This window comes from Pseudomonas sp. B20(2017) (genome assembly GCF_002113125.1).
GTDB lineage: Bacteria > Pseudomonadota > Gammaproteobacteria > Pseudomonadales > Pseudomonadaceae > Aquipseudomonas.
This window is the reverse complement of sequence record NZ_NEJP01000001.1, coordinates 455,198-479,906: the sequence shown is the minus strand read 5'-3', so window position 1 is coordinate 479,906 and position 24,709 is coordinate 455,198. Positions and strand designations below refer to the sequence as shown.

The window sequence follows — 24,709 nt, the reverse complement described above, 5'->3', positions numbered from 1 at the left end:
GCAGGATCGTTACCACGTCGAACTGGTCTCAGCGGTTGCTCCACGTTCGGCTCCCGAAGGGACGCGGAGCGTCCCGGGCTGCATTCCCACGCAGAGCGTGGGAACGATCAGTGACGGAAAGATAGGTTGATAACAATCTGTTCGATAAACGAACACTCAGTCGATTATCGGATTGTTTGGCGAAAATCAGCGGCTTAATCTTCAGTGACTCCGGCGCAGAACCTCGCGCCTTTTTATTCACTGGCGATTCATTACAAAAACGGGAGCCCGCTCCATGGCTGAGATCCTTTCGCTGCACGACGCGGTGAAGCAATTCGTCAACGACGGCGACACCGTCGCGCTCGAAGGCTTCACTCACCTGATCCCTACGGCGGCGGGTCATGAAATCATTCGTCAGGGCAAGAAAGATCTGACCCTGGTGCGGATGACGCCTGACCTGATCTACGACCAACTGATCGGCGCCGGCTGCGCACGCAAGCTGATCTTCTCCTGGGGCGGTAACCCTGGCGTGGGTTCGCTGCACCGTCTGCGCGACGCGGTCGAGAAGCAATGGCCGCACGCGCTGGAAATCGAAGAGCACAGCCACGCCGACCTGGCCAACGCCTACGTCGCCGGCGCCTCCGGCCTGCCATTCGCGGTGCTGCGGGCCTACGCCGGTTCCGACCTGCCGAAGGTCAACCCGCTGATCAAATCCGTGACTTGCCCGTTCACCGGCGAAGTGCTGGCGGCGGTGCCGTCGGTGCGTCCGGACGTGACCGTGATCCACGCCCAGAAGGCCGACCGTCAGGGCAACGTGCTGCTGTGGGGCATTCTCGGTGTGCAGAAAGAAGCCGCACTGGCCGCCAAGCGTTGCATCGTCACCGTCGAAGAAATCGTCGACAACCTCGACGCGCCGATGAACGCCTGCGTGCTGCCGACCTGGGCCTTGAGCGCGGTCTGTCATGTACCCGGTGGCGCGCATCCGTCCTACGCCCACGGTTACACCGAGCGTGACAACCGTTTCTATCAGGCGTGGGATCCGATCGCCCGCGACCGTGAGACGTTTACCGCGTGGATCAAAGAATACATCCATGGCTGCGCTGACTTCAGCGAGTTCCAGGCCAAGTTGGCCGCTGCTTCGGAGGCCAAGTAATGACTTACACCACCAATGAAATGATGACCGTCGCCGCGGCCCGTCGCCTGAAGAACGGCTCGGTGTGCTTCGTCGGCATCGGCCTGCCGTCGAAAGCCGCCAACCTGGCGCGCCTGACCTCGTCGCCGGACGTGGTGCTGATCTATGAGTCGGGCCCGATCGGCGCCAAACCCAGCGTATTGCCACTGTCGATCGGTGACGGCGAACTGGCGGAAACTGCTGACACCGTCGTGCCCACCGGAGAGATTTTTCGCTACTGGCTGCAGGGCGGGCGCATCGACGTCGGTTTCCTCGGCGCAGCCCAGGTCGACCGTTTCGGCAACATCAACACCACCGTGGTCGGCGACTATCACCAGCCGAAGGTCCGTTTGCCGGGTGCCGGTGGCGCGCCGGAAATTGCCGGCTCCGCCAAAAGCGTGTTGATCATCCTCAAGCAGTCGGCGCGTTCGTTTGTCGACAAGCTCGATTTCATCACCTCGGTCGGTCATGGCGAGGGCGGCGATTCGCGCAAACGTCTGGGCCTGCCGGGCGCCGGCCCGGTCGGGATCATCACCGACCTGTGCATCATGGAGCCGGAAGAGGGCACCAACGAGTTCGTGGTCACCGCGCTGCACCCGGGCGTGACCCGTGAGCAAGTGGTCGCCGCCACCGGTTGGGCCATCCGTTTTGCCGACAGCGTGGCCACCACTGCCGAACCGACCGAAGTCGAGCTGACCGCTCTGCGCGATCTCGAAGCCCGCACCGCAGCGGCCCACGGCCAGGCACCGGGAGAAGCATGATGCGCAACGTTTATATCTGTGATGCGATTCGTACCCCCATCGGTCGTTTCGGTGGCGGTCTGGCGGCAGTTCGCGCCGACGACCTGGCCGCCGTGCCGATCAAGGCCCTGATGGAGCGCAATCCGTCGGTGGACTGGAGCGCCATCGACGAAGTATTCCTCGGCTGCGCCAACCAGGCCGGCGAAGACAACCGCAACGTCGCGCGCATGGCGCTGCTGCTGGCCGGTCTGCCGGAGAGCGTTCCGGGCGTCACCCTCAATCGCCTTTGTGCGTCGGGGATGGATGCTATTGGCACGGCGTTCCGCGCCATCGCCAGCGGCGAAATGGAGCTGGCGATTGCCGGTGGCGTCGAGTCGATGTCCCGTGCACCGTTCGTGATGGGCAAGGCCGATGCGGCGTTTTCGCGCAACATGAAACTGGAAGACACCACCATTGGCTGGCGTTTCATCAACCCGCTGATGAAGGCCCAGTACGGCGTCGACGCGATGCCGCAGACCGCCGACAACGTCGCCGACGATTACGAAATTTCCCGCGAGGATCAGGACGCTTTCGCCCTGCGCAGTCAGCAACGTACTGCCGCTGCCCAGGCTGCCGGCTACTTCGCCGAGGAAATTGTCGAAGTGCGGATCGCCCACAAGAAGGGCGAAACGGTGGTCAGCCAGGACGAACACCCTCGTGCCGACACCACGCTTGAAGCCCTGACCAAGTTGAAACCGGTCAACGGCCCGGACAAGACCGTCACCGCCGGCAACGCTTCGGGCGTCAACGACGGTGCTGCCGCGCTGATTCTGGCCTCGGCCGAAGCGGTGAAAAAACACGGTTTGACTGCCCGCGCCAAAGTATTGGGCATGGCCAGTGCCGGGGTTGCGCCACGGGTAATGGGCATCGGCCCGGTGCCGGCGGTGCGCAAACTCACCGAGCGCCTCGGCGTGGCGGTCAGTGATTTCGATGTGATCGAACTCAACGAAGCGTTTGCCAGCCAGGGTCTGGCGGTGCTCCGCGAACTGGGACTGGCGGACGACGCGGCCCAGGTCAATCCGAACGGCGGCGCGATTGCCTTGGGTCATCCGTTGGGCATGAGCGGCGCGCGTCTGGTGCTGACCGCGCTGCATCAGCTGGAAAAGACCGGTGGCAAGAAAGGTCTGGCGACCATGTGCGTCGGTGTCGGCCAGGGTCTGGCCCTGGCCATCGAGCGCGTCTGACGCAAGCCGTGACGAAAAAGAACAGAGGAAAGCGAAATGACTGACAAGCCTGGTTACCGCCGCCCGCAGGAAGGCACCCAGCCGCCGTACCTGCACCCGACCTATCAATCCACCAATCTGCGCTCGCCGTCCAAGCCGTTGGTGTTTCTACCGCATTCGCTGTCGGAAATCACCGGCCCGACCATCGGTGCCGAGCGCGTGGCCGATACCGACAACGATCTGACCGCCCAGCATCAGGGTGAACCGCTCGGCGAGCGGATCATCATTCACGGGCGTGTGCTCGACGAAGACGGTCTGCCGGTGCCGGGGATTCTGGTGGAGATCTGGCAGGCCAACGCCGCCGGTCGCTACAACCATGCCCGCGACCTGCACGACGCACCGCTGGACCCAAACTTCACCGGCACCGGCCGCACCGTGACCGACGCCGACGGCTGGTATCAGTTCCAGACCATCAAACCCGGCGCCTATCCGTGGGGCAATCACCACAACGCCTGGCGTCCTGCGCACGTGCATTTCTCGCTGTTCGGGCCGAGCATCCTGACGCGTCTGGTCACGCAAATGTATTTCCCGGGCGATCCGCTGCTGGCGTACGACCCGATCTACAACTGCGTGCCGGACACCTCGGCCAAGGAACGCCTGATCGCCGCTTTCGATCTGGAAAAAACCATTCCGTCCTACGCCCTCGCTTATCGCTGGGACATCGTGCTGCGCGGCCGCGAAGCCACGCCGATGGAGAAATGAGATGACCCTGACTGCGACCACGTCCCACACCGTCGGGCCGTATTACCACATCGGCCTGACCTGGCTGAACCGTGAAAACCTCGCCAACGAACTGACCCTCGGCCAGCGCGTGGCGATCAGCGGGCAAGTGGTGGATGGCAACGGCGATGTCGTCAACGACGCCATGCTCGAAGTCTGGCAGGCCAACGCCGCCGGCAAATACGATCACCCGGAAGACGAGCAGGCCAAACCGCTCGACCCGAATTTCGAAGGCTTCGGCCGGGTGCCGGTGGACGCCGAAGGGCGCTTCCGTTTCACCACCATCAAGCCGGGCACGGTCGAAGGCCTGAAAGGCTCGACCCAGGCGCCGCACCTGGTGGTGCTGGTATTCGCGCGCGGTCTGGTGAAGCACTTGCTGACGCGGATTTATTTCGAAGGCGATCCGGCGAACGTCAATGACCCGTTGCTCGAATGCGTTCCGGCCGAGCGCCGCACCACGTTGCTGGCGAAGCCCGATGCAGAGGGTGTTTATCAGTGGAATGTGATCCTGCAGGGCACTGATGCGGAAACCGTGTTCTTCGATTACTAAAGTCATTACACATCCCCTGTGGGAGCGGGCTTGCTCGCGAAGAGGGTGTATCAGTCGACAGTGATGTTGGCTGATCCAACGCCTTCGCGAGCAAGCCCGCTCCCACAGAGATTTGCGGCGCAAAGTATCTGTGGAACGGGACTGTTGCAAAGTGTGTCTAGACTCTCACTGTCCCTATCGAGTGAAAAACAATGACAACCCTCACCTCCCATTACACCGGTGAAGAGCGCAGCAAGCGCATCTTCGCCATTGTCGGCGCGTCGTCCGGCAACCTCGTCGAATGGTTCGACTTCTACGTCTACGCCTTCTGCGCGATCTATTTCGCCCCGGCGTTCTTCCCCTCCGACAACCCCACGGTGCAGCTGGTAAACACGGCAGGCGTATTTGCCGCCGGGTTCCTGATGCGACCGATCGGCGGCTGGATTTTCGGTCGGGTCGCGGACAAGCACGGGCGCAAGAACTCGATGCTGATCTCGATCCTGATGATGTGCTTCGGCTCGTTGCTGATCGCCTGTCTGCCGACCTACAACGACATCGGCGTCTGGGCGCCGCTGCTGCTGTTGTTCGCGCGTCTGCTGCAAGGCCTGTCGGTGGGCGGCGAGTACGGCACCACCGCGACCTACATGAGCGAAGTCGCGCTCAAGGGCCAGCGCGGGTTCTTCGCCTCGTTCCAGTACGTGACGCTGATCGGCGGGCAACTGCTGGCGGTGCTGGTAGTGGTGATCCTGCAGCAGTTTCTTTCTGAAGAAGAACTGCGTGCCTACGGCTGGCGGATTCCGTTCGTGGTCGGGGCGGTGGCGGCGCTGATTTCGCTGTTCCTGCGTCGCACCCTGAAAGAAACCACTAACAAGGAAACACGTGAACACAAGGACGCCGGCAGCATCAGTGCGCTGTTCCGCGACCACAAGGCCGCGTTCATCACCGTGCTCGGCTACACCGCTGGCGGCTCGCTGATTTTCTACACCTTCACCACGTATATGCAGAAGTACCTGGTGAACACCGCCGGCATGCACGCCAAGACTGCCAGTTACATCATGACCGGCGCGCTGTTCCTGTACATGTGCATGCAGCCACTGTTCGGCATGCTCGCCGACAAGATCGGCCGGCGTAACTCGATGCTCTGGTTCGGTGCCCTCGGCACGCTGTTCACCGTGCCGATCCTGCTGAGCTTGAAAAGCGTCAGCAGCCCGTTCCTGGCCTTTGTCCTGATCACGTTGGCGCTGGCGATTGTCAGTTTCTACACCTCGATCAGCGGTCTGGTGAAAGCCGAGATGTTCCCGCCGGAAGTCCGCGCTCTGGGCGTCGGTCTGGCGTATGCGGTGGCCAACGCGATCTTTGGCGGTTCGGCAGAATACGTCGCCTTGAGCCTGAAGGCCGGCGGCATGGAAAACGCGTTCTACTGGTATGTCACGATCATGATGGCCGTGGCGTTCCTGTTCAGCCTGCGCCTGCCCAAAGAAGCGAAGTATTTGCACCACGACCTTTAAACCGATGCGCGCGGGCCACAACGGCCCGCGCCGGCAAGGACTGTTTATGACTCAGCGACCGGGCAATCAATTGTTCGATGCCTACTTTACTGCCCGCGATATGCGCGACGTGTTCTGCGATCAGGGCCGGGTGCAGGCGATGCTCGACTTCGAAGCGGCGATGGCGCGGGCCGAAGCGCGGGTCGGGTTGATTCCGGCGAGTGCTGTCGCGTCGATTGAAAACGCCTGCCGCGCCGGGTTGTTTGATTTCGCAGCACTGGGCGAGGCGATTGCCACGGCCGGCAACTCGGCGATTCCGCTGGTCAAGGCGTTGGGCAAACAGATCGCCGCGACCGATGCCGAAGCCGAGCGCTACGTGCATCTGGGCGCCACCAGCCAGGACGTGATGGATTCCGGGCTGGTGCTGCAACTGCGTCAGGCGCTGGAGTTGATTGAAGGGGAGCTGGCGCAACTGGCCGACTCTCTCGCCATTCAGGCGCAGCGCAACGCCGCCACACCGCTGGCGGGAAGAACCTGGCTGCAACATGCGACGCCGGTGACGCTCGGCATGAAGATCGCCGGTTGGCTCGGCGCGATCACTCGCAGCCGTCAGCGTCTGCGCGAGCTCAAGCCGCGATTGCTGGTGCTGCAATTCGGCGGCGCGTCCGGCACCCTCGCGGCGCTCGGTGAGCAAGCGCTGCCGATTGCCCGGGCGCTGGCCGAAGAACTGCAACTGACTTTGCCGGAACAACCGTGGCACACCCAGCGTGATCGCATCGTCGAGTTCGGTGCGGTGCTTGGGCTGATCGCCGGCAGCCTCGGCAAACTCGGCCGCGACATCAGCCTGTTGATGCAGACCGAAGCCGCGGAAGTGTTCGAGCCGTCGGCGCCGGGCAAGGGCGGTTCCTCGACCATGCCGCACAAACGCAATCCGGTGGGCGCGGCGGTGTTGATCGGCGCCGCCACCCGCGTGCCGGGGCTGGTCTCGACGCTGTTCAGCGCCATGCCCCAGGAACACGAACGCAGCCTTGGTTTGTGGCACGCCGAATGGGAAACCCTGCCGGAGATCTGCTGCCTGGTGTCGGGCGCGCTGCAACAGGCACGGCTGCTGGCTGACGGTCTGGAAGTCGATGCCGCGCGCATGGCCCGCAACCTGGAACTGACTCAAGGCCTGGTGCTGGCCGAAGCGGTGAGCATCGTCCTCGCGCAGCGGGTCGGCCGCGACACCGCGCATCATCTGCTCGAGCAATGCTGCAAACGTGCGGTGGCCGAACAGCGCCATCTGCGGGCGGTACTCGGTGACGAACCGCAGGTGACCGCCGAACTGAGCGCAACCGAACTGGATCATCTGCTCGATCCCGCCCATTACCTTGGCCAGGCGCAGGGCTGGGTCGAGCGGGCCGTGGCCGAACACAACGCATTGTCTGACTGAAAGGAGAGGGCTGTGGCTTTCGTTCAACTCGCCGATGGCGAACTGCATTACACATTGGAAGGCCCGGTCGATGCGCCGGTGCTGGTGCTGTCGAATTCGCTGGGCACCGACCTGCACATGTGGGACGCCCAGATGCCGGCGTTCACCGAGCACTTTCGCGTGCTGCGTTTCGACACCCGTGGTCACGGCCAGTCGCTGGTGACAGCGGGCCCTTACAGCATCGAGCAACTGGGTCGCGACGTGCTGGCGCTGCTGGATGCGCTGCACATCGAACGTGCGCATTTCTGCGGTCTTTCGATGGGCGGCCTGATCGGCCAGTGGCTGGGGATCAACGCCGGCCAGCGTCTGAACAAACTGATCGTCTGCAACACGGCGGCGAAAATCGGCGATCCGTCGGTGTGGAATCCGCGCATCGAAACCGTGCTGCGCGACGGTCCGGCGGCGATGGTCGCGTTGCGCGATGCATCGATTGCCCGCTGGTTTACCCCGGACTTTTCTGCCGCCAATCCGGCAGCCGCGAAGCAGATCACCGACATGCTGGCCGCGACCAATCCTGAAGGTTACGCCGCCAACTGCGCGGCGGTGCGCGATGCGGACTTCCGTGAGCAGTTGTCGTCGATCACGGCGCCGCTGCTGGTGATCGCCGGCACCGAAGATGCGGTGACGCCGCCCTCCGGCGGGCATTTCATTCAGGAGCACGTGCGCGGCGCCGAGTACGCCGAGTTCTATGCGGCGCACCTTTCCAACGTTCAGGCCGGCGACGCGTTCAGCGATCGCGTGCTGACCTTTTTGCTGGCCGATTGAGGGGATTTCCGTGGACGAGAAACAACGTTACGACGACGGCATGCAAGTGCGCCGCGCGGTGCTCGGCGACGCTCACGTCGATCGCAGCCTGACCACGCTGACCGAGTTCAACTCGGAGTTCCAGGAGATGATCACCCGTCACGCCTGGGGCGATATCTGGACCCGTCCGGGCCTGCCACGCCACACCCGCAGCCTGATTACCATCGCCATGCTGATCGGCATGAACCGCGAAGGTGAACTGAAGTTGCACCTGCGGGCGGCGGCCAACAATGGCGTGAGCCGTGGCGAGATCAAGGAAGTCATCATGCAGAGCGCGATCTACTGCGGGATTCCGGCGGCGAATGCGACGTTTCATCTGGCCGAGTCGGTTTGGGATGAGCTGGGTATTGAATCCCGAGAGTGACGGCGACTGAGCGGACGCCATCGCTAGCAGGCTAGCTCCCACAATGGAGCGCATTTCACTGTGGGAGCTAGCCTGCTAGCGATGGCGGTATTTGCCGCTCCGATTCAAACCTTGGCGACAATGAAAATCCGCTTGAACGCAAACAACGTGTGCCCGTTTTCCTCCTGCGGATAATGCGCATGCACCCGCATCAGGTAGTGATAAATGAAACGCGCCTGTTCCTCCGACGTCAGTCCCTGCATCACCGGCCGCAGCGCCGACACCTTCACCCAGTCCCAAATCGGTGAGCTTCCGTGTACTACCTGCAATTGCTCGTTTTCCCAGATCTCCAGCGACCGTGTCAGAGGCGCAAGCAAACGGTAGTAATCTTCCAGCGATAACAATGGCCGGGCCGCCATACGTTGGCGCAATTGCGTAGTACCGATGGGGCGGCCGCAGGGTCCGGCATCGTCGAGGGTGTCGAGCATCAGTCGGTACCACAGCGCATCGCGCCAGTCCGGCATATGCGCGGCCAGACAACCGCCGGGGTTGAGGTGGCGAAGCAGTCCCGGCAACAGTGTTTGATGGTCATCGATGAAATGCAGCACGGCCGCGGCGAACAACAGGTCGGCCGGCTTGCGGGGTTTCCAGTGTTGCAGCTCGGCGTGATGCCAGCGCGCCTTGATCGGCAGGCAACGGGCGACCTCAAGCATGTCTTTCGAACTGTCGATGCCTTTGATATCTGCCTGCGGCCAGCGATCGGCCAGAACCTTGGTGGCAATCCCGGTGCCGCAACCGAGGTCATAAATGCGCTGAGGATTGTGCAGGTCGACACGGCCGAGCAATTCATCGACCGGTTGTTGCCTGAGACGGGAAAACTGCTGGTACGCCTTGGCGTCCCAGTCGGAGCAGGGCTTGCCCGGCGTTTCGAGTTTTACGCTCATGAGGTGATCCTCTCTGGCGAGTTAAAGTTGTCTTCCGATGACGTTGAGCGTTTTCAGGACAATGGCCACACCTTTGCGCGTATCGCGATCGTTCAACAGTTTGAGCAGGGTATAGAGACTCGGCGATTTGGCCTGCATTACGGTTTCGGCCCTTGCCAGACGCAGAGTATTGGTCGCTGCCCAACTGGAGGCGGCCGCCTGTTCGAACAGCAGGGCCAGTTTCTCCACCATGGCCTCATCCAGGAGATCGACCAGATCCGAGAGCAGGGACAGCAGATCGACAATGTTGTCCAGCCGCCCGCCGTCGATCAGCGGTTGCAGCCTGGCCATCAGGGCGATGTATCCGGGTGTGGCCGTCAGGCCTTCAGAGATGTTCATCAGTCATCACTCCTCCCTGTGCAGGGTCAAAGCATTCCACGGGCCACTGCCCAGTACAGGCCGCGATTGAAGCCGTTGCGCAGCAGGCCGCCGAGTTTGGTCGGTGGTGTCGGCTGTACGTCACGGCGGTAGTCGTACCAAAGCGGCATTCCGGCATGCAGGCCCATTTGCGCGACGGCTTGAACGCGACCGTCATAGACACTGACGGGGTGGCCCAGACGGATTTCGGCGGCGATGTTGTTGGCGATCACCGGCGCCTGGTTATGGCACGCGCCTCCGGCCTTGCTCACTGGCAGGTCAACGGTGTCGCCGATCACGTAGACCCCGTCCAGGCCATAGACCTGCAGCGTTTCGTGGTTGGTCGGCAACCAGCCTTCGTCGTTTTGCGCCTGAGAGATACCGGTTTCCCGCACGGCATTCACGGCACGGATCGGCGGGGTTGCCATCAGGATGTCGAACGGTTGCGCTGCGCCTTCTTCGGAATAAGCGATTTTCGCGTCGGGATCGACCCGGCTCAGCGTGAAGTTGCGCTGATACTGGATACCCAGCTTGTCGAACATGCCGGGCAGGACTTCCCCGGTCGGGCGTTGCAGGAACAGGCAGTTACGTAGTAACTGGGCGGTGGTGGGGTAGGTGTAGATGATTTGCACCTTGTCGCGCACACCTCGTCGACGCAGCAGATCATCCACCATCAATGTCGTTTCTACCGGTGCAATTCCGCATTGATGCGGCACGTTGGGTGTATGTGGGAAAGACACTGTGATGAAAATCCGGCCCCTTTCAATGGTATTCAGACGCTGGGCCAGCTGACGCGCCGGATCGTATTGATAGAAATGGTCGCCGGCTTCCTTCAAGCCTTCGATGCGTTCCGGTGCGGGCACGCAACCAGTGGCGATGACCAGAAAGTCGTAGCCAAGGCTTTTGCCACTTTGGGTCTTGAGACTTTGGTTGTTGAAGTCGAACCACGTGACCTTTTCAACCTGAAAGTCGATTTCAGGGCGCAACAACGAGCGCTCCGGGCGTTTGAGTTCTTCCTTGAAGAAAAGATTGAACGCCACATACATGAACGCGGGTTTGTAGTAATGATCGGGACAATCCGACAACAGGGTGATCGAGACTGCGCCACGCAGGATTTCGGGATACAGCTTGCCGACCAGTTGATTGGCCAGCATGGTTCCGCCTACGCCGCCACCGACGATAACTATTCGCTTGCTCATACCTGACCTCCGTGGCCAAGGTGTGCTTCGCGTACGGCATCCGGAGATAACGGAAGATAAAAGGGCTCCTACATCAGACTGGAGAGTTCAGACGCACTGTTTAAATGTATCTTCGCTTTGGCGAACTGCAGATCGAAGTGACCGGCGGTCAATACGGCGCCCGCTCGGAGCGCCGTTGCCACAGTCACAGCAGGCTGATCGGATAGCTGACAATCAGACGGTTTTCGTCGAACTCGTTGTTGCTGAAGTCACGACGCATGGTCGAGTTGCGCCATCTGACGTTCAGGTCCTTGAGCACACCGCTTTGCACGGTGTAGCCCAGTTCCGATTCGCGGCCCCATTCCTTGCCGTCGGTGATGGTGCCGGTGTGCACGTTGTCGCCGCTGATATAGCGGTTCATCAGGGTCAGGCCGGGCACGCCGAGGGCGGCGAAGTTGTAGTCGTGGCGCAGTTGCCAGGAACGTTCCTGCGCGTTGTCGTAGCTTGAGTTGTAACTGTCGTTGGCGAGCGTTCCGCCGCTGGTGCCGTTGACGCGCATCCAGGCGCTGTCGCCGGTGAGTTTTTGCAGGCCGACGTAGAAGGTGTTGCCGCCGTATCGGGCCGAGAACATGCCCGACCAGGTCTTGTTGTCGAGGTCGCCGGCGCGGGCACTACCGTCGTCCTTGCCGTAGAAGAAACCGAGGTTGGCGCCGAGGGTCCAGTCGCCGAGCGGCTGACTGTGGATCAGGTTGACGTACTGCTGGCTGTAGATGTCCTTGAGCTCGGCGTTCCACAGACCGATCTGGGTGCGTTTGTCGTTGAACACGTATTCGCCGCCCTGGAAGTTGAAGCGGTCCGAGGTGAACGCGGCTTTGCCGAACATCGACATGTCGCTCATGCTGCTGTCGTCACGGGGACTGTTGGCGCGGAACTGGCCGCCGTACAGGGTCAACCCATCGATTTCCTTCGAGGTGATCTGCCCGCCGCGAAAGGTCTGCGGCAGCGAGCGACCGTCGTCCGAACGCAGGATCGGCAGCACCGGCATCCATTCGCCGACTTTCACTTCGGTCTGCGACAGTTTGGCCTTGAACGCCACGTTGGTGCGGCCGAAGGTGTCCGCCGGGCGACCGTCATGATCCAGCGGCAACGCCTGCGTGCCGCCGGTGCCTTTACCGCCATCGAGCTTCACCGAGTACAACCCCAGCACATCCATGCCGAACCCGACGGTGCCCTGGGTGAAACCGGATTTGGCGTCGAGGATGAAGTTCTGCGTCCACTCTTCAGCCTTGCCCTGAGCCTTGGTCGGGTTGGTGAAGTTACGGTTGATGTAGAAGTTGCGCAGGTTCAGGTTGACCTTGGCCCCTTCGATGAAACCGGCTTCTTCAGCCGCAGCGGGCAGCGCGACGCCGGTCAGGGCGAGGGCGATCAAACCGGGAAGTGCGTAGGGCGCAGGGGACGTTGTCATAGGCTCGGGTCTCTCTTGTTTTTTTGGGCGAACGAGGGCGCTGCGGCCGTTTCTGAGGCGCAGAAATTCAATGGAATCAGGGGGCGAGCGGCGGCGATCAGCCGGATGGAGCAGGGCGCGGGAGCATGGTGTCGAACCTGTTGTTATTGGTTTTGTGGCTCGAATGGTGCGGGGCGCGGGCGAGGCGATTCAATCGGCGAAAGTGGAATTCGGGCGATTATCGAACGCAAGATTGGCAGGCAACAAAAAGCCCGCCATCAGGCGGGCTCGTTGTGTTCACCGGATGATCAGAACAGCTTCATCTTCGGCGCTTCTTCCTTGAGCGGCTCGTTCTGCGCGGTCTGCTCATTCCAGCCACCGCCCAGGGCCTTGTACAGGTTGACCGCACTGGTCAGCTGCGCGAGGCGGTCGGTGATCAACGATTGCTGCGCGCTGAACAGCTGACGCTGGGCATCGAGGAAGGTCAGGTTGCTATCGACGCCAATGCGGTAGCGACGCTCGGCCAGGCGGTAGTAATCCTGGTTGGCGGCGACGAAATCACGCTGGGCCTGCAACTGCTCGGTGTAGGTCTGGCGGGCGGCCAGGCCGTCGGCGACTTCCTGGAAGGCCGTTTGAATGGACTTTTCGTAGTTCGCCACACCGATGTCCTTCTGGATCTTGGCGTAGTCGAGGCTGGCGCGCAGGCTGCCGGCGTTGAAGATCGGCAGGTTGATCTGCGGCTGGAACAGCCACGTGCCCGAACCGCCCTTGAACAGGCCGGACAGGTCCGGGCTCAGGCTGCCCGCGTTGGCGGTCAGGCTGATGCTCGGGAAGAACGCTGCGCGGGCTGCACCGATGTTGGCGTTGGCGGCCTTCAGGTTGTATTCGGCCTGAAGGATGTCCGGACGGCGTTGCAGCAGATCCGACGGCAGGCCGGCCGGCACGTCGGCCAGCAGGTCATCCGACAACGGCTTGGCCGCTTGCAGATTGGCCGGTACGCCGGTGCCGAGCAGCAGGGTCAGGCTGTTTTCATCCTGAGCGACCTGGCGAGTGTAGCGCGCCAGTTGTGCCCGGGCGTTTTCCACCGAGGTACGCGACTGCGCCAGGTCCAGCGCCGAAGCCACACCGACTTCGTTGCTGCGGCTGGTCAGCTTGTAGCTTTCCTCGAAGGCACCGAGGGTGTCCTGAGTCAGCTTCAGAAGTTCCTTGTCGGCCTGCCAGGTCAGGTAGGCGTTGGCCACGCTGGCCACCAGGCTGATCTGGGTGCTGCGGCGCGCTTCTTCGGTGGCGAAGTATTGTTGCAGCGCTTGTTCGCTCAGGCTGCGAACCCGACCGAACAGGTCGAGTTCGTAGGCGCTGATGCCGACGGTGGCGGAGTAGGAACTGGTGATCGTCGAATCACCGGTCTGCGACGCACGGGCCGGAACCCGTTGACGGCTGCCGCTGGCATTGGCCGAAACGGCCGGGAACAGATCGGCACGCTGGATGCGGTATTGAGCCGCGTAGGCGTCGATGTTCAGCGCCGCGACGCGCAGGTCGCGGTTGTTTTCCAGAGCAACCTGGATCAACTGCTGCAGGGCAGGGTCATGGAAAAACTGCTTCCAGCCCTGCTCGGCAGCGGCCTGCGCCGGTGCCTCGGCCGGCGAGTACGCCGGGCCCTGCGGGAATTGTGCGGCCACCGGTGCTTCAGGCTGCTGATAATCCGGTATCAGCGAGCAACCGCTCAGCACGAAGGCGGCGACTGCGATGGAGAGTAGCGACTTGCTCATTGGCCAGCCTCTTTAGGAGTTTCTTTGGTGTCATCCTCGCCAGCGATTTTGCGCTGACCCATGGACGACACAGTGACGAAGAACAGTGGAACCCAGAAAATCGCCAGGATCGTTGCGGTGAGCATACCGCCAATCACGCCGGTACCGATCGCGTGTTGGCTGCCCGAGCCTGCACCGGTGGAGATAGCCAACGGTACAACACCGAGGACGAAGGCCAGCGACGTCATGATGATCGGTCGCAGACGCATGCGGCAGGCTTCGATGGCCGCATCGCGCAGACTGCGTCCCTGCTCGTGCAATTCCTTGGCAAACTCGACGATCAGAATGGCGTTTTTAGCCGCCAGACCAATAGTCGTCAACAGACCCACCTGGAAGTACACGTCGTTCGACAGGCCACGCAGGCTGGTGGCCATCAGCGCACCGATGATCCCCAGCGGTACCACGAGCATGACCGCGATCGGAATCGACCAGCTTTCATACAGCGCCGCCAGACACAGGAACACCATCAGCAGCGACAGGGCGTACAGCGCCGGAGCCTGGGAGCCGGAGAGGCGTTCTTCGTACGACAGACCGGTCCACGAGATACCCACGCCGGCCGGCAGTTTTTTGGCAATCGCCTCAACTTCGGCCATCGCCTCACCAGTGGAGTAACCCGGCGCCGGAGAACCGAGGATCTCCATCGCTTCTACACCGTTGTAACGTGCCAGTTTCGGCGAACCGTAGATCCACTCGCCCTTGGCGAACGCGGAGAACGGAACCATGGTGCCGGCGCTGTTGCGCACGTACCACTTCTTCAGGTCTTCAGGGCTCATGCGAGCGCCGGCCTGACCTTGCACGTAAACCTTCTTCACACGGCCGCGGTCGATGAAGTCGTTGACGTAGCTACTACCGAAGGAGATCGACAGGGTGCTGTTGATGTCGGAAAGGCTCAAGCCCAGGGCACGGGCCTTCTCGTCGTCGATTTCCAGGTGGTATTGCGGCTCGTCGTTCAGACCGTTCGGACGCACCTGGTAGAGCACCTTGCTCTGCGCAGCCATGCCGAGGAACTGGTTACGGGCTTCCATCAGCTTGTCGTGACCGATACCAGCGCGGTCCTGCAGGAACACGTCGAAACCGGTGGCGTTACCCAACTCCAGTACGGCCGGCGGGGCGAAGGCGAACACCATCGCATCGCGGAAACTGAAGAAGTGCTGCTGGGCGCGTTGAGCCAGGGCGAACACGCTGTTGCTCGCGTCACGCTCGTGCCATGGCTTGAGCATGATGAACGCCAGACCCGAGCTCTGGCCGCGACCGGCGAAGTTGAAGCCGTTCACAGTGAACACCGAGGCTACCGAGCTGGATTCTTTGTCCAGCAGGTAGGAGCGCATTTCATCGATCACCACCTGCGTGCGCTCGGCACTGGAGCCGGCCGGGGTCTGCACCTGGGCAAACAGTACGCCCTGGTCTTCTTCCGGCAGGAACGCGGTCGGAATGCGGGTGAACAGCCAGATCATGCCAACCACGATCAGCAGGTAGGCCAGCAGGTACGGCGCCTTGCGTTGCAGGATGTTGCCGACACCGCGCTCGTAGCTGCGAACGCTACGGTCGAAGTTGCGGTTGAACCAGCCGAAGAAACCTTTTTTCGGCGTGCCGTGCTCGCCTTTCGGAATCGCCTTGAGCATGGTGGCGCAGAGCGCCGGGGTGAAGATCAGCGCAACCATTACCGACAGGGCCATGGCCGAGACGATGGTGATCGAGAACTGACGGTAGATCACACCGGTGGAACCGCTGAAGAACGCCATCGGCAGCAGTACCGCCGAGAGCACGAGGGCGATACCGACCAGTGCGCCCTGGATCTGGCCCATGGACTTCTTGGTCGCTTCCTTCGGTGACAGGCCTTCTTCTGCCATCACCCGCTCGACGTTCTCCACCACGACGATGGCGTCGTCCACCAGCAAGCCGATGGCCAATACCATACCGAACATGGTCAGGGTGTTGATGCTGAAACCGGCAGCCGCGAGGATGCCGAACGTACCGAGCAATACCACCGGCACAGTCATCGTGGTGATGACGGTCGCGCGGAAGTTCTGCAGGAACAGGAACATCACCAGGAACACCAGCACGATCGCCTCGACCAGGGTTTCAACCACACCCTTGATCGACTCGGTCACCACCGGAGTGGTGTCGTACGGGAACACCACTTCCATGCCTTGCGGGAAGAACGGCTTGAGGTCGTCAATCGTCTTGCGCAGGGCTTTTGCGGTGTCGAGGGCGTTGGCGCCGTTGGCCAGTTTTACTGCCAGACCGGAGGCCGGTTTGCCGTTGAACTGCGCCGCGATACTGGAGTTTTCACCACCGAGACCGACGTCGGCGACATCACCGATACGGACTTGCGAGCCATCCTGGTTGACCTTCAGCAGAATCGCCTTGAACTGCTCGGCAGTCTGCAGACGGGTCTTGCCGATGATCGTGGCGTTCAGTTGCTGGCCTGGCAGCGCTGGCAGACCGCCGAGCTGACCGGAGGAAATCTGAACGTTCTGCGCCGAGATCGCGGCGCTGACATCGGCCGGGGTCAGGTTGTACTTGTTCAACTTGGCCGGGTCGAGCCAGATGCGCATCGCGTACTGGGCACCGAAGACCTGGAAGTCACCGACACCGGCGGTCCGGGAGATCGGGTCCTGCATGTTCGACACGATGTAGTTGGACAGGTCGTCCTTGGTCATGCTGCCGTCACGCGATACCACGCCGATCACCAGCAGAAAGTTCTTCACTGCCTTGGTCACGCGGATACCCTGTTGCTGCACTTCCTGCGGCAACAGCGGGGTGGCCAGGTTCAGCTTGTTCTGGACCTGAACCTGCGCGGTGTCGGAGTTGGTGCCTTGCTCGAAGGTCGCGGTAATGGTCATGCTGCCGTCGGAGTTACTTTCCGAGGACACATAACGCAGGTTGTCGATACCGTTGAGCTGCTGCTCGATCACCTGCACCACGGTGTCCTGAACCGTCTGTGCCGAAGCACCCGGGTAGGTCACGGAAATCGCAATGGCCGGTGGCGCAATGCTCGGGTACTGGTTGATCGGCAACTTGAGGATCGATAGAGCCCCGACCAGCATGATCACCAGGGCAATTACCCAGGCGAAAATCGGACGGTCGATAAAAAATTTCGACATGAGTTACTCCCCTTTGCCGCCGTAGGCTTTGTCAGCTGCCTTGGCGGGTGCCGGGTTCTTGGCTACGTTGGTCGCTTCGGTCGGATTGACCTGAACACCAGGACGGACGAACTGCAGCCCTTCGGTGATCAGGCGATCGCCGGCTTTCAGGCCGTCTTCGATCAGCCATTGGCTGCCGACGGTACGGCTGGCCTTGAGTTGACGCAGTTCGACCTTGTTGTCCGCACCGACGACCAGCGCGGTCGGCGTGCCCTTGAGGTCACGGGTCACGCCTTGTTGCGGCGCCAGGATGGCAGCGGCGTTGACACCGGCCTGCAGCTGGGCGCGAACGAACATGCCTGGCAACAGGGTGTGATCCGGGTTCGGGAATACCGCACGCAGGGTCACGGAACCAGTGGTCGGGTCGACCGATACTTCGGAGAATTCCAGCTTACCGTCGAGCTTGTACTGGCTGCCGTCTTCCAGGGTCAGCTTGACCGCAGCGGCGTTGTCGCCGGCCTTCTGCAGGCGGCCACTTTCCAGTTCGCGGCGCAGCTCCAGCAATTCCACCGAAGACTGGGTGACGTCGACGTAGATCGGGTCCAGTTGCTGGATGGTCGCCATCGCATCGGCCTGGCCGCTGCTGACCAGGGCGCCTTCGGTCACCGAAGAGCGGCCGATACGACCGGAGATCGGTGCGTAGACCTTGGTGTAACGCACGTTGATCTGCGCGGACTGCAACGACGCTTCCGATTGCAGGCGGTTGGCCACGGCGGTGTCGTATTCCTGACGGCTGACCGCCTGCTCGTCGACCAGTTGCTTGTAGCGATCGGAGATCGACTTGGTCGAACGCAGGTTGGCCTCGGCGCTTTTCAGGGTCGCTTCATAGACCGACGGATCGATCTGATACAGCTGCTGGCCGGCTTTGACATCGCCGCCTTCCTTGAACAGACGCTTGAGAATGATGCCGTTGACCTGCGGGCGAACCTCGGCGATGCGGAACGCGCTGGTGCGGCCCGGCAGTTCGGAAGTCAGGGTAAAGGCTTGTGGTTGCAAGGTGACGACGCCGACCTGAGGAGGTGGTGCGGCGGGAGCCGCCTCTTCCTTTTTACATCCGCTGAGCAGCGATGCCAGGGCGACGGCAGTGACCAGAGCGGTAACAGCTGGCTTGAATTGCATGAAGATCCTCGGGTCAGGCGCGCGAAAAGCGCACAAGAAGTGTGGAAGGGTAAAAAAAGGTTACCGGGTGGATAAGTAGCTTGCTAATGAATATACTTACGTTCATGGTTGTTTGTAAATACCTTCGCGGCGTACCGACCCTGATACAAAAGTCGTCGCAAGGTCCGAAATTGTAGGCCGGGGAGGCGATCCACGAGAGATCAACCCCTTTTTATTCAGCGGATATTCAGCCATCCCTGAAACATCCTGTTTGAGGTTTTACTGCCATGGTCCGTCGTACCAAAGAGGAAGCTCAGGAAACGCGCAGCCAGATTCTCGAAGCGGCCGAGAAAGCCTTCTATGAGCGGGGCGTGGCCCGCACGACCCTGTCGGACATTGCGAGCCTGGCTGGTGTGACGCGCGGTGCTATCTACTGGCACTTCAGCAACAAGGCCGATCTGCTGCAAGCCATGCTCGATACCCTGCATGAGCCGCTGGACGAACTGGCCAAGGCCAGCGAAAGCGAGGACGAACCCGATCCGCTGGGCTGCATGCGCAAATTGCTGATTCATTTGTTTCATCAAGTTGCGCTGGACCCGAAGACCCGGCGTATCAACGAAATTCTGTTTCATAAGTGCGAGTTCACCGATGAAATGTGCGATCTGCGCCAGCAGCGCCGGACCGCCAGCCTCGATTGCAATGTGCGGATCGCGCTGACATTGAGTAATGCGGTCAATCGTGGGCAGTTGCCGGCGGACCTCGACACCGCCCGAGCAGCCATCAGCATTCACGCCTATATCGACGGCCTCCTTTATGGATGGCTATTGGCGCCGGACAGCTTCGAACTGTACGCCGAGGCTGAGCGCTGGGTCGATACCGGGCTGGATATGCTGCGCCTGAGCCCCAGCCTGCGCAAATGAAACAAAATTCGCTATTGGATCAGTTTGTGTCAATGACGGAGGAGGGTGAAGATCCCTGTTCACTCGCCCCGCTGCAATGGGATGCTTTTATATACCTCTGCGGCGCAGGTTGATATGTAGCGAGCTACGTATTTTGTAGGGATTTTGTGTCGAGCCTGTGAACGAATGTGAGCGGCCCGCCCACCCGGCGACCAATAAAAAGCCCCCGACTCTCGCGAGTCGGGGGCTTTTGCGTTTCTGCGGTGTGGCTTACAGCGTCGGGTAGTCGAGGTAACCGACCGCGCCTTTGGCGTAGAACAGTTCAGGACGTGGTTCGTTCAGCGGCGCGTCGGCCTTCAAACGAGCCGGCAGGTCCGGGTTCGCAATGAACGGGATGCCGAATGCCACGGCATCAGCCTTGCCCTCGGCCAACCACGCGTTGGCGCTGTCCTTGGTGAAGCGCTCATTGGCGATGTACGCGCCGCCGAAGGCTTCTTTCAGTTGTGGGCCGAGGCTGTCGGCACCTTCTTTCTCGCGGGAGCAGATGAAGGCGATGCCACGCTTGCCCAGTTCGCGGGCGACGTAGGTGAAGGTTTCGGCGAGGTTGTCGTCGCCCATGTCATGGGAGTCGGCGCGCGGAGCCAGGTGAACGCCTACACGGCCGGCGCCCCAGACTTCGATCGCGGCGTCGGTCACTTCCAGCAGCAGGCGGGCACGGTTTTCCAGGGAGCCGCCGTAGTTGTCAGTGCGCTGGTTGGTGCTACTTTGCAGGAACTGGTCGAGCAGATAACCGTTGGCGCCGTGGATTTCCACGCCGTCGAAACCGGCAGCCTTGGCGTTTTCCGCACCGACGCGGTAGGCGTCGACGATGTCGGCGATTTCAGCGGTTTCCAGTGCACGCGGGGTTGGATAGTCGGCCAGCGGGCGAACCAGGCTGACGTGGCCTTTAGGCTGGATGGCGCTCGGTGCAACCGGCGCTTCGCCGTTCAGGTACGACGGGTGGGAAACCCGGCCGACGTGCCACAGTTGCAGGACGATTTTGCCGCCGGCCGCGTGAACAGCCTTGGTCACGTTGGTCCAGCCGCGCACCTGGTCGTTGGACCAGATACCCGGGGTGTCCGGGTAGCCGACGCCCATCGGGGTCACCGAGGTGGCTTCGCTGAGGATCAGGCCGGCCGAGGCGCGTTGTACGTAGTACTCGGCCATCAGCGCGTTCGGTACGCGGCCTTCATCGGCGCGGCAGCGGGTCAGCGGCGCCATGATGATGCGGTTGGACAGCTCGAGGTCGCCCAGTTTGATCGGATCGAAAATTGTTGCCATGAGATACAACCCTCGTGAGGTAAGTGAGTGAATCAGTTAGCGGTGGCCAGCTCGGGATTGCCGTTCTGGCGGAATGTGATCAGGGTCACCAGCAGCGCGAGGACCGCCAGCGCCGCAGCGGCGAGAGGAACGCTGGTCAGGCCGTAGCCGTGGGCGATGACGCTGCCGCCGACCCAGGCGCCGAGGGCGTTGCCGACGTTGAAGGCGCCGATGTTCAGGGTCGAGACCAGGTTCGGTGCGGCCTGGCCGTAGGTCACGACGTTCACTTGCAGGGCCGGCACCGCGGCGAAACACGCGGTGGCCCAGAGGAACAGGGTGATCTCGGTCGGGATCAGCGCGATGCTGGTCCAGGTCAATACGGTGGAGGTCACGGCCATGGCGATGAACACACCGATCAGCGTTGCGGCCAGGCCCTTGTCGGCCAGTTTGCCGCCGATGATGTTGCCGACGGTCAGGCCCAGGCCGATGAGCATCAGGGTCCAGGTCACGCCGCGAGGCGAGACGCCGGTGACATCGCCCAGCAGCGGTGCGACGTAAGTGAACAGGGTGAATACCGAGGCGGCGAACAGCGCGGTCATGCTCAGTGACAGCCAGATACCAGCGCCCTTGAGCGCGGCCAGTTCGGCGCGCATGTCGAGTTTTTCTTCGTCACGCTTGGCCGGCAAGAAGCGGATCAGGCCGATCAGCGCGATCACACCGATCACGGTCACTGCCCAGAAGGTCGAGCGCCAGCCGGCTTCCTGACCGAGGGCGGTGCCCAGCGGTACGCCCAGCACGTTGGCCAGGGTCAGGCCGGTGAACATCAGGGCCACGGCCGAGGCGCGTTTGTTCGGGGCCACCAGGTTGGCCGCGACCACCGAACCGATGCCGAAGAACGCACCGTGGCAGAGGGCGGTAACCACTCGGGCGAACATCAGCACGTTGTAATCAGTGGCGATGGCGCAGAGCAGGTTACCGATAATGAAGATGCCCATCAGCGTTACCAGTGCAGCCTTGCGCGGCAGTTTTGCAGTGGCCATTGCCATGAACGGTGCACCAATCGCCACGCCCAGGGCGTAGCCGGTCACCAGCCAGCCGGCGCCGGGGATCGACACACCGAGGTCGGCCGCCACATTGGGCAGCAGGCCCATGATGACGAATTCGGTGGTGCCAATAGCGAAGGCGCTCAAGGCGAGTATGAGTAGCGAGAGGGGCATCGTTTAGTCCTTTTGGCTGGCTGACGTTAAGGGTCAGAGCTCTTTGCTGAGGGTGCTGAGGAACGCCTGGATCACGTCCTCGTTGCGTTTGAAAAAGTGCCACTGGCCGGCTTTCTGGCTGCTGATCAGTCCTGCCCGTTGCAGGGTGGCCAGGTGGGCGGAGACGGTCGATTGCGACAGGCCGCAACGTTGATCGATCTGCCCGGCGCAGATGCCGTACTCGTGGTTGTGGATCTGTTCCGGAAACTGGGCTTTCGGGTCTTTCAGCCAGTTGAGGATGTCTCGCCGTACTGGGTGTGCCAGGGCTTTTATTATTTCGTCGAGGTCAATGTTCATGGCTGGGTGCTCGTGATGTGTGTAGCGCTATATCGCGATGAGGCGAACTTTAAATCGGTACTTCGCGATATACCAATATGAATTTGATCTGACGACCGCATAAATCGGTATATCGGGTTATAACGATATGTGAGGTGTAAACAAACGCGGGCGCGGTGCTAAGCTGCGCCCATGAACTATCTCGCACATTTACACCTCGGTGGCCAGCGTCCCGGTCAACTGCTCGGCAGTCTGTATGGCGATTTCGTCAAAGGGCGGCTGCAAGGGCAATTCGCCCCGGAGATCGAAGCGGCGATTGCCCTGCATCGTCAGATCGACGTGTTCACCGACCGTCATCCGTTGGTCGACGCCTCGCTGGCACGGTTCTCCACGACTCGTCGCCGTTACGCGGGCATCGTCCTCGACGTATTTTTCGACCATTGCCTGGCGCGGGACTGGACGCTGTACGCCGACCGGCCGCTGGGCCAATTCACCACCGACGTTTACCGCGTGTTGTCCAGCGAGCGGCAATTGCCCGAGCGTCTGGCGAAGATCGCCCCGCACATGGTGGCCAATGACTGGTTGGGCTCGTATCAGGAATTCGAAGTGCTGGAGCAGGTGTTGCGCGGGATCTCCCGGCGCCTGACCCGGCCTGAAGAACTGGCGGGGGCGATGGAGGAATTGCGTCGGTTGTACGAACCGTTGAGCGAGGACTTTCGCTTGTTCTACCCCCAGCTGCAGGACTTTGCAGGCCGGCAGCTGTAGATAGATGTCGCCGATCAGGCAGCGATCAGATCGCGGGCGTGTTGCGCTTCGACCGGTTTGACCACATCGCCGAACAAGGCTTTCTGCACTGCCTGTTGTGCCTCGAACGCCAGTGCCGCGCGTTCCCGGCCCTGGCAGGCAATCGGCTTGAGCAGATGAATCTCGACATCGCCGCAATCGTTGCTGAACAGGCGCATCAGGTGCGACAGCAGATCATCGTCACCAATGAACGGCGCCAGCGAATCGATCTTGCCCTCGCGCAGATAACGGATCGCCACCGGTTGCAGCTTCACCTCGGAATCAATCGCCGCCGACAGCAGGCGACCATGAAAGGTACGCAGCGAACGGCCATCGGTGGTGGTGCCTTCGGGGAACATCAGCAGCGGATGATCGGTTTGCAGATGACGAGTCATCTGTTTGCGGATCAACTGGCTGTCGCCCGAACCGCGACGGATGAACAGGCTGCCGGCCTTCGCCGCGAGCCAACCGGCCACCGGCCAGGTGCGCACTTCGGCCTTGGACAGAAACGACAGCGGCGTGAGCATGCCGAGCAGCGGAATGTCAGTCCACGACACATGGTTGCTGACCCACAGCATCGGCTGTTTCGGCAGCTCGCCATGCACGGTCACGCGAAAGGGCAGGGCATTGCTCAAGCGCGCCATGAAAAACCGCGACCAGCGCTGCCGACGAACCATCGAATGGGCCAGGCCCAAACGCTCGAAAACCCCGAAGACACTGGCCATGCTCAAGCCCAGCGTTACCACCAGCAGCACTCGCGCGATCCGCGCGTACACCCGCAGCCGGCTCATTACACAGCCGCCTTGAAGTGCTTGGCATAGCGCGGGCAGAGTTCGTCGCGCTTGAGCAAGATGAACACGTCGGCGACCTGGAAGTCTTCGTCCCAGCACGGCTCGCCGCAGATCTTTGCGCCCAGGCGCATGTAGGCCTTGAGCAGCGGCGGCATTTCGGCGATTACGTTCGACGGAATGTCGAGGCTCGGCAGCGGTTTCTTCGGCTCGGCGCGCAGGTGTTCGGTGCACAGATAACGTTCGCGCAGGCGCTGCATGATCGCGTGGGCCTGTACGCCGCCGTCCTGCATCGGGATGCTCGCGCAGCCCATCAGATAGCTGTAGCCGCCCTGATTGAGGACTTCGGCCAGTTCGCCCCAAAGCACGGCGATGGTGCCGCCGTTGCGGTAGGCCGGATCGACGCAGGTGCGGCCGATTTCCAGGATCGGGCCTTGCAGACCGGCGAGGCCGTGCAGGCTGAATTCTTCTTCGCTGTAGAACTTGCCCAGGCTGCTGGCGGCGGTGTGATCGAGCAAACGGGTGGTCGCCACCAGGCGGCCGGTGTTCAGGTCACGCACGCCGATATGGCTGCAGTGAACATCATAGTCATCCATGTCCAGACCCAGCTCCGCGCCGTTCAGCTTGGCGTTGAACTCGCCGCTGAACACGTTGAAGCGCAAGGCCTGGGCTTGCTGCAAGGCCTCGGCGCCGATCAGGCGTTCGGCTTGCAGGCGGCGTTCATTGCCGGTGTCGCTGATGCGGGCGATCTGAGTCATGTGAATCTCCGTACGGGCCTTGAACCCGTCATGGGTTGCAGCCGATCGACTTTCTTTATGCAGCCGTGTTGTGCAAAGTCAGGCTATGTAGCCCCGGTGTCATCGCCATGAATGTTTGGTGATGCTTATA

23 protein-coding genes are annotated in these 24,709 nt (G+C 61.7%); 11 read left to right on the top strand and 12 right to left on the bottom strand.

Going from position 1 to position 24,709, the window contains the following annotated elements:
• Nucleotides 1–274: 274 nt before the first annotated feature.
• The 9 genes from CAF63_RS02370 to pcaC all read left to right on the top strand — a co-directional run bounded on the left by CAF63_RS02370 (nt 275) and on the right by pcaC (nt 8,527).
• Complete coding sequence (locus tag CAF63_RS02370) at nt 275–1,132, top strand: CoA transferase subunit A (protein WP_085683264.1); 858 nt, start codon at nt 275–277, stop codon at nt 1,130–1,132.
• A complete protein-coding gene (locus CAF63_RS02365) occupies nt 1,132–1,911 on the top strand; it encodes a CoA-transferase subunit beta (protein WP_085683263.1) in 780 nt (259 codons plus the stop codon). Before CAF63_RS02370 ends, CAF63_RS02365 begins: the two co-directional genes overlap by 1 nt.
• Entirely contained in the window at nt 1,908–3,113 is a 1,206-nt protein-coding gene (gene pcaF, locus CAF63_RS02360; protein WP_178081254.1) for a 3-oxoadipyl-CoA thiolase, read from the top strand. The genes CAF63_RS02365 and pcaF overlap by 4 nt, the downstream gene beginning before the upstream one ends.
• A gap of 36 nt (nt 3,114–3,149) precedes the next feature.
• Entirely contained in the window at nt 3,150–3,854 is a 705-nt protein-coding gene (pcaH, locus tag CAF63_RS02355; RefSeq protein ID WP_011332820.1) for a protocatechuate 3,4-dioxygenase subunit beta, read from the top strand.
• A gap of 1 nt (nt 3,855) precedes the next feature.
• Nucleotides 3,856–4,422, top strand: a complete 567-nt coding sequence (pcaG, locus tag CAF63_RS02350; protein WP_085683261.1) for a protocatechuate 3,4-dioxygenase subunit alpha — start codon at nt 3,856–3,858, stop codon at nt 4,420–4,422.
• Between the two features lie 191 nt (nt 4,423–4,613).
• Complete coding sequence (locus tag CAF63_RS02345) at nt 4,614–5,909, top strand: MFS family transporter (protein WP_085683260.1); 1,296 nt, start codon at nt 4,614–4,616, stop codon at nt 5,907–5,909.
• A gap of 46 nt (nt 5,910–5,955) precedes the next feature.
• On the top strand, nt 5,956–7,320 hold the full coding sequence (locus CAF63_RS02340; RefSeq protein ID WP_085683259.1) for a 3-carboxy-cis,cis-muconate cycloisomerase: 1,365 nt from the start codon (nt 5,956–5,958) through the stop codon (nt 7,318–7,320).
• A gap of 12 nt (nt 7,321–7,332) precedes the next feature.
• Complete coding sequence (gene pcaD / locus CAF63_RS02335; protein ID WP_085683258.1) at nt 7,333–8,124, top strand: 3-oxoadipate enol-lactonase; 792 nt, start codon at nt 7,333–7,335, stop codon at nt 8,122–8,124.
• Nucleotides 8,125–8,134: 10 nt separating this feature from the next.
• Complete coding sequence (pcaC, locus tag CAF63_RS02330; protein ID WP_041070503.1) at nt 8,135–8,527, top strand: 4-carboxymuconolactone decarboxylase; 393 nt, start codon at nt 8,135–8,137, stop codon at nt 8,525–8,527.
• 104 nt (nt 8,528–8,631) lie between these two features.
• Here the strand turns inward: pcaC and CAF63_RS02325 are convergent, their stop codons facing one another.
• The 7 genes from CAF63_RS02325 to emhA form a co-directional block, all read right to left on the bottom strand.
• Nucleotides 8,632–9,450 (bottom strand): methyltransferase domain-containing protein, encoded by an 819-nt coding sequence (locus CAF63_RS02325; protein WP_085683257.1) that lies wholly within the window; start codon nt 9,448–9,450, stop codon nt 8,632–8,634.
• A 21-nt stretch (nt 9,451–9,471) separates the two neighbouring features.
• Complete coding sequence (locus CAF63_RS02320; RefSeq protein ID WP_143492418.1) at nt 9,472–9,828, bottom strand: DUF1641 domain-containing protein; 357 nt, start codon at nt 9,826–9,828, stop codon at nt 9,472–9,474.
• Between the two features lie 26 nt (nt 9,829–9,854).
• Nucleotides 9,855–11,045 carry an NAD(P)/FAD-dependent oxidoreductase gene (locus CAF63_RS02315; protein ID WP_085683256.1) on the bottom strand — a complete coding sequence of 397 codons (1,191 nt, stop codon included), beginning with the start codon at nt 11,043–11,045 and terminating at the stop codon, nt 9,855–9,857.
• Between the two features lie 184 nt (nt 11,046–11,229).
• Nucleotides 11,230–12,489, bottom strand: a complete 1,260-nt coding sequence (locus CAF63_RS02310) for an OprD family porin (RefSeq protein ID WP_085683255.1) — start codon at nt 12,487–12,489, stop codon at nt 11,230–11,232.
• Between the two features lie 287 nt (nt 12,490–12,776).
• Nucleotides 12,777–14,237 carry an efflux RND transporter outer membrane subunit EmhC gene (gene emhC, locus CAF63_RS02305; RefSeq protein ID WP_085683254.1) on the bottom strand — a complete coding sequence of 487 codons (1,461 nt, stop codon included), beginning with the start codon at nt 14,235–14,237 and terminating at the stop codon, nt 12,777–12,779.
• The gene (gene emhB, locus CAF63_RS02300; protein ID WP_085683253.1) at nt 14,234–17,383 is read right to left on the bottom strand and encodes an efflux RND transporter permease subunit EmhB; all 3,150 of its coding nucleotides are present in this window, start codon (nt 17,381–17,383) and stop codon (nt 14,234–14,236) included. The genes emhC and emhB overlap by 4 nt, the downstream gene beginning before the upstream one ends.
• A 3-nt stretch (nt 17,384–17,386) precedes the next feature.
• On the bottom strand, nt 17,387–18,541 hold the full coding sequence (emhA, locus tag CAF63_RS02295) for an efflux RND transporter periplasmic adaptor subunit EmhA (RefSeq protein WP_085683252.1): 1,155 nt from the start codon (nt 18,539–18,541) through the stop codon (nt 17,387–17,389).
• A 266-nt stretch (nt 18,542–18,807) separates the two neighbouring features.
• Between emhA and emhR the strand changes: the two genes are divergently transcribed.
• Nucleotides 18,808–19,440, top strand: a complete 633-nt coding sequence (emhR, locus tag CAF63_RS02290; RefSeq protein ID WP_085683251.1) for an efflux system transcriptional repressor EmhR — start codon at nt 18,808–18,810, stop codon at nt 19,438–19,440.
• A 249-nt stretch (nt 19,441–19,689) separates the two neighbouring features.
• Here the strand turns inward: emhR and CAF63_RS02285 are convergent, their stop codons facing one another.
• The 3 genes from CAF63_RS02285 to CAF63_RS02275 are packed head-to-tail and all read right to left on the bottom strand — an operon-like array spanning nt 19,690 to nt 22,271.
• Complete coding sequence (locus CAF63_RS02285) at nt 19,690–20,739, bottom strand: alkene reductase (protein ID WP_085683250.1); 1,050 nt, start codon at nt 20,737–20,739, stop codon at nt 19,690–19,692.
• 32 nt (nt 20,740–20,771) lie between these two features.
• Nucleotides 20,772–21,935: an MFS transporter gene (locus tag CAF63_RS02280; RefSeq protein WP_011332833.1), complete on the bottom strand. Its 1,164-nt coding sequence runs from the start codon at nt 21,933–21,935 to the stop codon at nt 20,772–20,774.
• 33 nt (nt 21,936–21,968) lie between these two features.
• Nucleotides 21,969–22,271 (bottom strand): helix-turn-helix transcriptional regulator, encoded by a 303-nt coding sequence (locus tag CAF63_RS02275; RefSeq protein ID WP_007957866.1) that lies wholly within the window; start codon nt 22,269–22,271, stop codon nt 21,969–21,971.
• Between the two features lie 171 nt (nt 22,272–22,442).
• Here CAF63_RS02275 and CAF63_RS02270 point away from each other — a divergent pair, with 171 nt between their 5' ends.
• Nucleotides 22,443–23,015 (top strand): ACP phosphodiesterase, encoded by a 573-nt coding sequence (locus CAF63_RS02270; RefSeq protein WP_085683249.1) that lies wholly within the window; start codon nt 22,443–22,445, stop codon nt 23,013–23,015.
• Between the two features lie 14 nt (nt 23,016–23,029).
• Here the strand turns inward: CAF63_RS02270 and CAF63_RS02265 are convergent, their stop codons facing one another.
• Both CAF63_RS02265 and olsB read right to left on the bottom strand, forming a co-directional pair.
• Nucleotides 23,030–23,824 (bottom strand): 1-acyl-sn-glycerol-3-phosphate acyltransferase, encoded by a 795-nt coding sequence (locus tag CAF63_RS02265; RefSeq protein WP_085683248.1) that lies wholly within the window; start codon nt 23,822–23,824, stop codon nt 23,030–23,032.
• Entirely contained in the window at nt 23,824–24,579 is a 756-nt protein-coding gene (gene olsB / locus CAF63_RS02260; protein ID WP_085683247.1) for an L-ornithine N(alpha)-acyltransferase, read from the bottom strand. The genes CAF63_RS02265 and olsB overlap by 1 nt, the downstream gene beginning before the upstream one ends.
• Nucleotides 24,580–24,709: the final 130 nt, after the last annotated feature.

Excerpts from the sequence above, each read along its gene's own strand:
- CAF63_RS02370 (WP_085683264.1), top strand. The coding sequence starts at position 275 with ATGGCTGAGATCCTTTCGCTGCACGACGCGGTGAAGCAATTCGTCAAC.
- CAF63_RS02365 (WP_085683263.1), top strand. The coding sequence starts at position 1,132 with ATGACTTACACCACCAATGAAATGATGACCGTCGCCGCGGCCCGTCGC.
- pcaF (WP_178081254.1), top strand. The coding sequence starts at position 1,908 with ATGATGCGCAACGTTTATATCTGTGATGCGATTCGTACCCCCATCGGT.
- pcaH (WP_011332820.1), top strand. The coding sequence starts at position 3,150 with ATGACTGACAAGCCTGGTTACCGCCGCCCGCAGGAAGGCACCCAGCCG.
- pcaG (WP_085683261.1), top strand. The coding sequence starts at position 3,856 with ATGACCCTGACTGCGACCACGTCCCACACCGTCGGGCCGTATTACCAC.
- CAF63_RS02345 (WP_085683260.1), top strand. The coding sequence starts at position 4,614 with ATGACAACCCTCACCTCCCATTACACCGGTGAAGAGCGCAGCAAGCGC.
- CAF63_RS02340 (WP_085683259.1), top strand. The coding sequence starts at position 5,956 with ATGACTCAGCGACCGGGCAATCAATTGTTCGATGCCTACTTTACTGCC.
- CAF63_RS02325 (WP_085683257.1), bottom strand. The coding sequence starts at position 9,450 with ATGAGCGTAAAACTCGAAACGCCGGGCAAGCCCTGCTCCGACTGGGAC.
- CAF63_RS02320 (WP_143492418.1), bottom strand. The coding sequence starts at position 9,828 with ATGAACATCTCTGAAGGCCTGACGGCCACACCCGGATACATCGCCCTG.
- CAF63_RS02315 (WP_085683256.1), bottom strand. The coding sequence starts at position 11,045 with ATGAGCAAGCGAATAGTTATCGTCGGTGGCGGCGTAGGCGGAACCATG.
- CAF63_RS02310 (WP_085683255.1), bottom strand. The coding sequence starts at position 12,489 with ATGACAACGTCCCCTGCGCCCTACGCACTTCCCGGTTTGATCGCCCTC.
- emhC (WP_085683254.1), bottom strand. The coding sequence starts at position 14,237 with ATGAGCAAGTCGCTACTCTCCATCGCAGTCGCCGCCTTCGTGCTGAGC.
- emhB (WP_085683253.1), bottom strand. The coding sequence starts at position 17,383 with ATGTCGAAATTTTTTATCGACCGTCCGATTTTCGCCTGGGTAATTGCC.
- emhA (WP_085683252.1), bottom strand. The coding sequence starts at position 18,541 with ATGCAATTCAAGCCAGCTGTTACCGCTCTGGTCACTGCCGTCGCCCTG.
- emhR (WP_085683251.1), top strand. The coding sequence starts at position 18,808 with ATGGTCCGTCGTACCAAAGAGGAAGCTCAGGAAACGCGCAGCCAGATT.
- CAF63_RS02285 (WP_085683250.1), bottom strand. The coding sequence starts at position 20,739 with ATGGCAACAATTTTCGATCCGATCAAACTGGGCGACCTCGAGCTGTCC.
- CAF63_RS02280 (WP_011332833.1), bottom strand. The coding sequence starts at position 21,935 with ATGCCCCTCTCGCTACTCATACTCGCCTTGAGCGCCTTCGCTATTGGC.
- CAF63_RS02275 (WP_007957866.1), bottom strand. The coding sequence starts at position 22,271 with ATGAACATTGACCTCGACGAAATAATAAAAGCCCTGGCACACCCAGTA.
- CAF63_RS02270 (WP_085683249.1), top strand. The coding sequence starts at position 22,443 with ATGAACTATCTCGCACATTTACACCTCGGTGGCCAGCGTCCCGGTCAA.
- CAF63_RS02265 (WP_085683248.1), bottom strand. The coding sequence starts at position 23,824 with ATGAGCCGGCTGCGGGTGTACGCGCGGATCGCGCGAGTGCTGCTGGTG.
- olsB (WP_085683247.1), bottom strand. The coding sequence starts at position 24,579 with ATGACTCAGATCGCCCGCATCAGCGACACCGGCAATGAACGCCGCCTG.